Raw genomic sequence first — 6,148 nt, 5'->3', positions numbered from 1 at the left:
TCTCGGCCGTCAGCAGGTCCTCCGGCAGCAGGACGACGGCACGCACACCGCCGTAGGGCGAGGGCGTGTCCACGGAGATGCGGAAGCCGTAGCGGGCGGCGAGCACGCCGGAGACCGCGAAGCCGAACTTCGGCGGATTGCCCAGCGTGACCAGGTCGACCGGGCCCTGCGGGGAGAGCAGCGCGGCGGCGCGGTCCTTCTCCTCCTGGCTCATGCCCACGCCGTAGTCGTCGACGATCAGGCAGACGCCGTTGGGCACCGACTGGATGCTGACCACGACCGGCATCTCGGGGGCGCTGTAGTTGGTGGCGTTGGCGAGCAGTTCGGCCAGCACCACCGCGAGCGGCTCGACGGCCTTGCTGACGACCGTGACGTTCACCTGGGCGTTGATCTCCACCCGGTCGAAGTGGCGGATGCGCCCCTGGGCGCTGCGCGTCACGTCGTACACCGAGGCCGGGTGCTCGCGGCGTCCGAGCCAGCCGCCGCAGAGGACGGCGATGCCCTGCGCGCGGCGGTTGAACTGGCTGTTGGCGTGGTCGATCTCCATCAGGTCGGCGACCACGTGCGGGTCGTCGCCGTAGTTCTTCTGCGTCCGGTCGATGATCAGCTGCTGCTCGTCGGCCAGCACCTGAAGGGTGCGCATGGCGGCCTTGAGGACGGACTTGGTCTCCTCCTCGGCCTCCTGCCGCACCTCGGAGAGCGCGTCCCGGTGGCGGTGCTCGAAGGCCGTCAACTCGTTCCGCAGCCGCGCCCGTTCGGCCTTCTCCGCGCCGAGGTCGCGCTGGAGGGCGTCCTTCTGGACGCGAAGCGCCATGTTGGTCCGCCGCGCGCGGGTCACCGCGGCGACCGCGGCCCCGAACACCACGAGCAAGATCCACAGGAGTGGATCCTGGAGCAAAGACGTCATGGGACTCTCTTCAAGTCGCATCGTGACAGAGGTCCCGCAGCCTCGCGGCACCTTCCGCTTGACGCGCCGTCAACCTGCGGGGGAGCTTTCACCCTAGCAGTAGATGGAGCCACCAACGATCTTGGCAAGAGACCCACTCACGGGCATACGAGGACGTAGCGGCGGTGCCATCCGGTCACAAAGCGGTTGCGACGGGCGGTCGTTGGGACGGCCGACGGGCCGGACGAACGCCCGTGACGGGGCGACTGATCAGCTTCCGTTTACCGTCGACCCGTCAAGATTGCGTGCTTCGCCGCCTGTTGCCTCGCCGCCCGGTCGTCACACCGCCCGGTCCCGGTCCGAGGCGGGCCACACGTACGGGAGGTCGTCGGGGACGCCGGGGAAGCGTTCCCCGTACGCCTCCGGGTCCTTGCGCAGCAGCGCCGAGCGATGGCTCCGGTGGAACGCCGGGTCCCCCAGCCAGGGCGGCAGCTCCGAGGCCGCGGCGAGCGTCCGCTGCGCCCGGACGTCGGCGGCGTCCGGGCGCAGGGCCGCGTACTCGGTGGTCAGGGAGTCCGCGCAGGTGTCCGGGCGGCCCTGCTCCCGCCACACCCGGCACACCTCGAGTCCGTAGCGCACCAGCGCCTCCTCGTACCCCTCCCACATCCGCACGGCCGGGTGGCGCTGCCACCCGTACCCCGGCACCGTGAGGGCGCGGAAGACCTGGAGGGCCTCGACCCGCTGCTTGCCGAGCCGGCGCCGGTCGAGCACCAGCGCGGACCGCCGGAAGTCCGCGTAGGGGAGGAAGGTCTGCACGCGGTGCCGTCTACCCCTGCTCGCACGGCACAGCCGGACCGCGTCCGCGGATCACCCGTCCGGCGGAGCACCGAATCGATGATCTACAGTTCGGGCGCGCGCTCACCCGCGCACGGCGGACGCGGGGTCCGCCGCGCCTTGATGGGGAGGAAAGCATGGACGTTCAGCAGCTGTTCGGCGGCGGTGTCGCCGTCATCACCGGCGCCGGATCGGGGATCGGCGCGGGCCTCGCCCGCTATGCCGCCACGGAGCTGGGCATGACCGTGGTCCTGGCCGACGTCGACGCGGCGGCGGTCGCCGCGCTGCGCGAGGAACTCGGGGCCGCCGGAGCCCGGGCGATCGACGTCGAGTGCGACGTCCGGGACCCCGAGGCCGTGGCCCGGCTGGCCGGCCGCACCCTCGCGGAGGCGGGACCGGTGCGCCTGCTGGTCAACAACGCGGGGGTCGAGCAGTTCGGCTACCTGTGGGACACCCCGGTCGAGAACTGGCGGCGGGTGATGTCCGTGAACGTCGACGGGGCCTTCCACGGCGTCCGCGCCTTCCTGCCGAAGATGATGGCCGAACCCGGCCCCTCGTGGGTCTGGAACCTGTCGTCGGTCGGCGGGGTGGGCGCGGCGCCGCTCCAGGCGCCGTACATCGTCAGCAAGCACGCGGTGCTGGCGCTGACCGAGTGCCTGAGCCTGGAGGTCCAGGCGGCGGGCCACGGGGACCACGTCCACGTCCAGGCGGTGCTGCCCGGGGCGGTCCTGTCCAACATCTTCGCGGCGGCGGGCGGTGCGGAGGACGGCGGCGACGTCACGGCGGCGGAGGGCCACCGCGCCCAGATGCTGGCGCTGAACACCACCGCCATGGACCCGCTGGAAGCGGCCCGGATCTTCTTCGAGCAGTCGGCGAAGGGCGAGTTCTACCTGCTGAACGACGCGTTCGGCGCCCAGCTGATGGCCGCCCGGGCCGACGTCCTCGCCCACCGCAGGGCGCCGGCGCTGCCGCGGTACTGACCCGGCGCCCTCCGTCCGCACCGGCTCGCACGGGCGTCCCGCGCGAGCCGGTGCCGCCCCGCGCGCGGCACCTCAGCGCTCCGCGTCGGCAGGTGCGTCGCCCGGCGTGCCGGACGGGTAGCTCTGCTCGGTCCAGATGGTCTTGCCGCCGGCGGTGTACCGGCTGCCCCACCGGTCCGCGAGCTGGGCGATGAGGAACAGGCCCCGGCCGCCCTCGTCGGACATGCGCGCACGGCGCAGGTGGGGCTGGGCCTGACTGGGGTCGGAGACCTCGCACACCAGGCGGGCGTCCCTGATCAGGCGGAGGCCGATGGGTCCGCCGGCGTGGCGGATGGCGTTGGTGACCAGCTCGCTGACGATCAGCTCGGTGCTGAACGCCATGTCGTCCAGTCCCCACTCGGCCAGCTGGGCGGTGACCAGCTCGCGTGCCCGGGACGCCTGGTCGAGGTCGGCCCGGAACTCCCAGTACGCGGTCCGTTCGGGCCGGATCCGGTCGACGCGGGCAAGGAGCAGCGCGACGTCCTCCGGGCGCGGAGTGCGGTTGAGGTCGCGCAGCAACTGCTCGGCGACGGAGGGCAAGGGGACGTCGCCGCGCGCCGCGGCGAGGGCGCTGTCCCGCAACCGTCCCGATTCCGGGGCGGTTTCCTGCGCGGCACCGGCCGGTGGTCCGCTGTGCAGGACGAGGACGTCCCCCGGCTGCAGCACCAGTTCCACGGTGGCGAAGGGATCGCCGACGCCGCCGCCGAGCCACCGCCCCGGTCGCACCACCGTCTCGGGCACGGAGGTCGCCCGCCGGCGGGCGAGGACGGGACCGGGGTTCCCGGCGGACGCCGCGTGGCATTCCCCGGTGACCGGGTCGTAGGTGATGTAGAGGCAGGTCGCGCCGTGCAGGGACCCCGCGACCGACGGGCCCTCTGACCGGTCGTTCTCGCCGAGGCGGGCCACCAGGTCGTCGAGGTGGCTGAGGAGCTCGTCGGGCGGGAGGTCCAGATCGGCCAGGGCATGCACGGCGGATCGCAGTCGCCCCATGGCGGCGGCCGCGTGCACGCCGTGGCCGACGACCTTGCCCGACACGAAGGCGACCCGGGACCCGGACAGGCGGACCACGTCGTACCAGCTGCCGCCGGTGCCCGCGGGTGTGTGGGCCGGTGCGTACACGCCGGCGGTCTCCGCGGCGGACATGCGCGTGTCCGGAGCCGGCAGCAGACTGCGCTGGAGCGTCTCGACGGTGTCGCGCTCCCGGCGGTAGCGCCGGGCGTTGTCCAGGCTCAGGGCCGCCCGGGAGGTGATCACCTCGGCGAGGGGCACGTCGGCCGCGGAGTACGGCTGCCGGCCGGCGCCGCGCCACAGACCCAGCACGCCGAAGGCGTGGCCGCGTGCGAGCAGCGGCACGAACAGGGCCGAGGCGGCCGAGGCGGGGAAGAGCGGCTGCGTCCGCCCGCGGTCGACGGGGCCGGTGTCCGAGAGCTTGGCCAGATCGGGCACCACCACGGGGGCGCCCGCGGCCAGTGCCTCGCTCTCGACGTCCCGGACCCGCAGTGTGCCGCCCGGCTGGAGGACCTCCGCCGGCCAGGGGCCGGCCGCCGTGGCGACGGCGACACGGCGCAGGACGGTGCCCGGCTCCAGACCGGCGGTGTCACCACCCTCGAGCACCGTGTCGGACAGGTCCACATACGCGTGGTCGGCGAAGTCGGGTACCAGGACGGAGGCCAGTTCCTCGGCGTTGTGGGTGACGTCGAGCGATTGTCCGAGGCGGTTCGCCACGGCGTGCAGCAGGGTCAGCCGCTGTCGGGCGACGAACTGCCCGGTGATGTCGATGAACACCGCGGCCGCTCCGCTCGGCCGTCGCGAGGAGTCGTGGAGGCGGAACGCCGACACCGAGACCTGACGGTCGACGGTGGGCTCGCCGCGACGACGCGCGGCGTGCTCGAAGTCGACCAGCGGCTCACCGGTCCGCATGACCTCCCTCAGCCGTGCCTCGATCTCCTCGGCGTCCTCGTCCACCAGGGCGTCCGCGAGCGCGGGACACGGGCGGCCCCCCTGGGCGGATGCGGGCAGGCCGAAGAAGCCCGGGTTGGCGAGCGGCCAGCCGTTCTCGGGGGCGGCGTCACGGAGGATCAGGCCGACCCGGTCCTGGTCGAGCAGGGCACGGGCCAGGTCCCGGCCCTGCCGGTGGCGCCGGGCGTGCTCGGCGGGCACGAGGAGGAACAGGAAGGGCCGCGCGTCGTCCCTGGGCAGCGGCACCAGGGACGCGGCGACCTCGACGCGGTGTCCGTCCCGGTGCCGGAGCACCGCGCCGAACTCCCTCGGCCCGTCGTGACCGGTCCACTGGGCGAAACGGGGCGGATCGACGACGAGTTCCTCCAGGGGCCGGCCTACGACCTCCTGCCGTCCACGGCCGGTCAGGTCCCGCACGCTGTCCGTGCACTGCCTCACCACGCCGTCCGCGTCCGCCAGGAGAGCCACCGGTCCGCCCGGCGGAAGGTTCGTCGCCGGGGGTTGCACCGTCGGACCCACGAAGTCGCCTCACTCTCCATGTTCCGTGCCGACGACGCGTGTTCCGTGCCGCCGTGCCTGGCCGTGGCCCGGCGCGGGCGACACCTGCACGGGAGGGCGCGCACGGGCCGGGCACCGCGGGTGAGGGCCAGGAGGCGTTCACCTGGCCGCCCGTCATGCCAGCACGCCGGGCGAGGATCGCGCACGCCCGGCGCGCCGTGGGGCGCCGAATGACGCCGCGTCGGAAGGTCCGGCCTGCGCCGGATGGCCGTATGCCGTGACGGTTCCGCCGGGCCGGGGCCACCTGTTCCGTTCCTGGGGGGTGTACGGGCGGCGATCGGGGCCATCAGGGGATGAAGGGGGCGTTCGACGGCGTCGGCCGCCGGAGGTCCCCGGTCATCCACCCACCATGAACGGAGTGCGGCTCGTGAGCAGGACAGAGCAGAAGGAACGGTTCACCTCCGGGCTGAAGGGCCTGGGCAGTCAGGCCGGGTCCGGCGGGAAGAAGCTGGGCCGTACGGCTCAGGCGTCCACCGCGCGTGCCACTGCGGCCCTTTCGGGCACGACCGCCAAGGCGCGGGAGAAGGCGGCCGAGGTCGCCCCGCAGATCACCGCGCGGGCGGGTGAGCTGAAGACCCGCGCGGCCGGGGTCACCGGCAAGGTGGGCGAGACCGTGCCCGCCCCCGTGAAGGCCGGTGCCACGCAGGCGGTGACCGCGGTGCGGACCGCGATGGCCGTGGGCCGCTACCGCACCGCCCTCATGACGGGCGCCGGTGTCGTCCTCGCCTGGATGGTCGTGCGCCGCAAGCGCGGCTGACCGCCGTGGTTCCCGCGGTGATCGGGGGCCGGTCCGCCCGTCGGGCGGCCGGCCCCCGCACCGTGCGGCCCCCCGGCCGTCGCCGCGGAGCGGGGTGCTAGGTTGCCGGGCCATGCGATCACGCGAGTACGACCA

Annotated in this window: 5 protein-coding genes; 2 read left to right on the top strand and 3 right to left on the bottom strand. The window is 73.9% G+C overall.

The annotated features are described in order from the left end of the window. Both HW445_RS15695 and HW445_RS15690 read right to left on the bottom strand, forming a co-directional pair. On the bottom strand, window positions 1-907 hold a 907-nt coding region (locus tag HW445_RS15695), incomplete at its 3' end, for an ATP-binding protein (RefSeq protein WP_180221642.1). 318 nt (window positions 908-1,225) lie between these two features. Beyond that, window positions 1,226-1,702, bottom strand: coding sequence for an MSMEG_6728 family protein (locus HW445_RS15690; protein ID WP_180221641.1), 477 nt, complete (start codon window positions 1,700-1,702; stop codon window positions 1,226-1,228). Between the two features lie 155 nt (window positions 1,703-1,857). Between HW445_RS15690 and HW445_RS15685 the strand changes: the two genes are divergently transcribed. Continuing rightward, window positions 1,858-2,700: an SDR family oxidoreductase gene (locus tag HW445_RS15685; RefSeq protein ID WP_180221640.1), complete on the top strand. Its 843-nt coding sequence runs from the start codon at window positions 1,858-1,860 to the stop codon at window positions 2,698-2,700. A 72-nt stretch (window positions 2,701-2,772) separates the two neighbouring features. Here the strand turns inward: HW445_RS15685 and HW445_RS15680 are convergent, their stop codons facing one another. Continuing rightward, window positions 2,773-5,166 (bottom strand): SpoIIE family protein phosphatase, encoded by a 2,394-nt coding sequence (locus HW445_RS15680; protein ID WP_180221639.1) that lies wholly within the window; start codon window positions 5,164-5,166, stop codon window positions 2,773-2,775. 457 nt (window positions 5,167-5,623) lie between these two features. On the opposite strand from HW445_RS15680, the gene HW445_RS15675 reads away from it, so the two are divergent. Beyond that, window positions 5,624-6,013, top strand: a complete 390-nt coding sequence (locus tag HW445_RS15675) for a hypothetical protein (RefSeq protein WP_180221638.1) — start codon at window positions 5,624-5,626, stop codon at window positions 6,011-6,013. The last annotated feature ends 135 nt before the right edge of the window (window positions 6,014-6,148 follow it).

It is taken from the genome of Streptomyces sp. UH6 (genome assembly GCF_013421635.1).
Classification (GTDB): domain Bacteria; phylum Actinomycetota; class Actinomycetes; order Streptomycetales; family Streptomycetaceae; genus Streptomyces; species Streptomyces abyssomicinicus.
Note: the sequence above shows the minus strand (reverse complement) of the source record. Positions and strands in the feature narration are given on the sequence as shown.

Excerpts from the sequence above, each read along its gene's own strand:
- HW445_RS15685 (WP_180221640.1), top strand. The coding sequence starts at position 1,858 with ATGGACGTTCAGCAGCTGTTCGGCGGCGGTGTCGCCGTCATCACCGGC.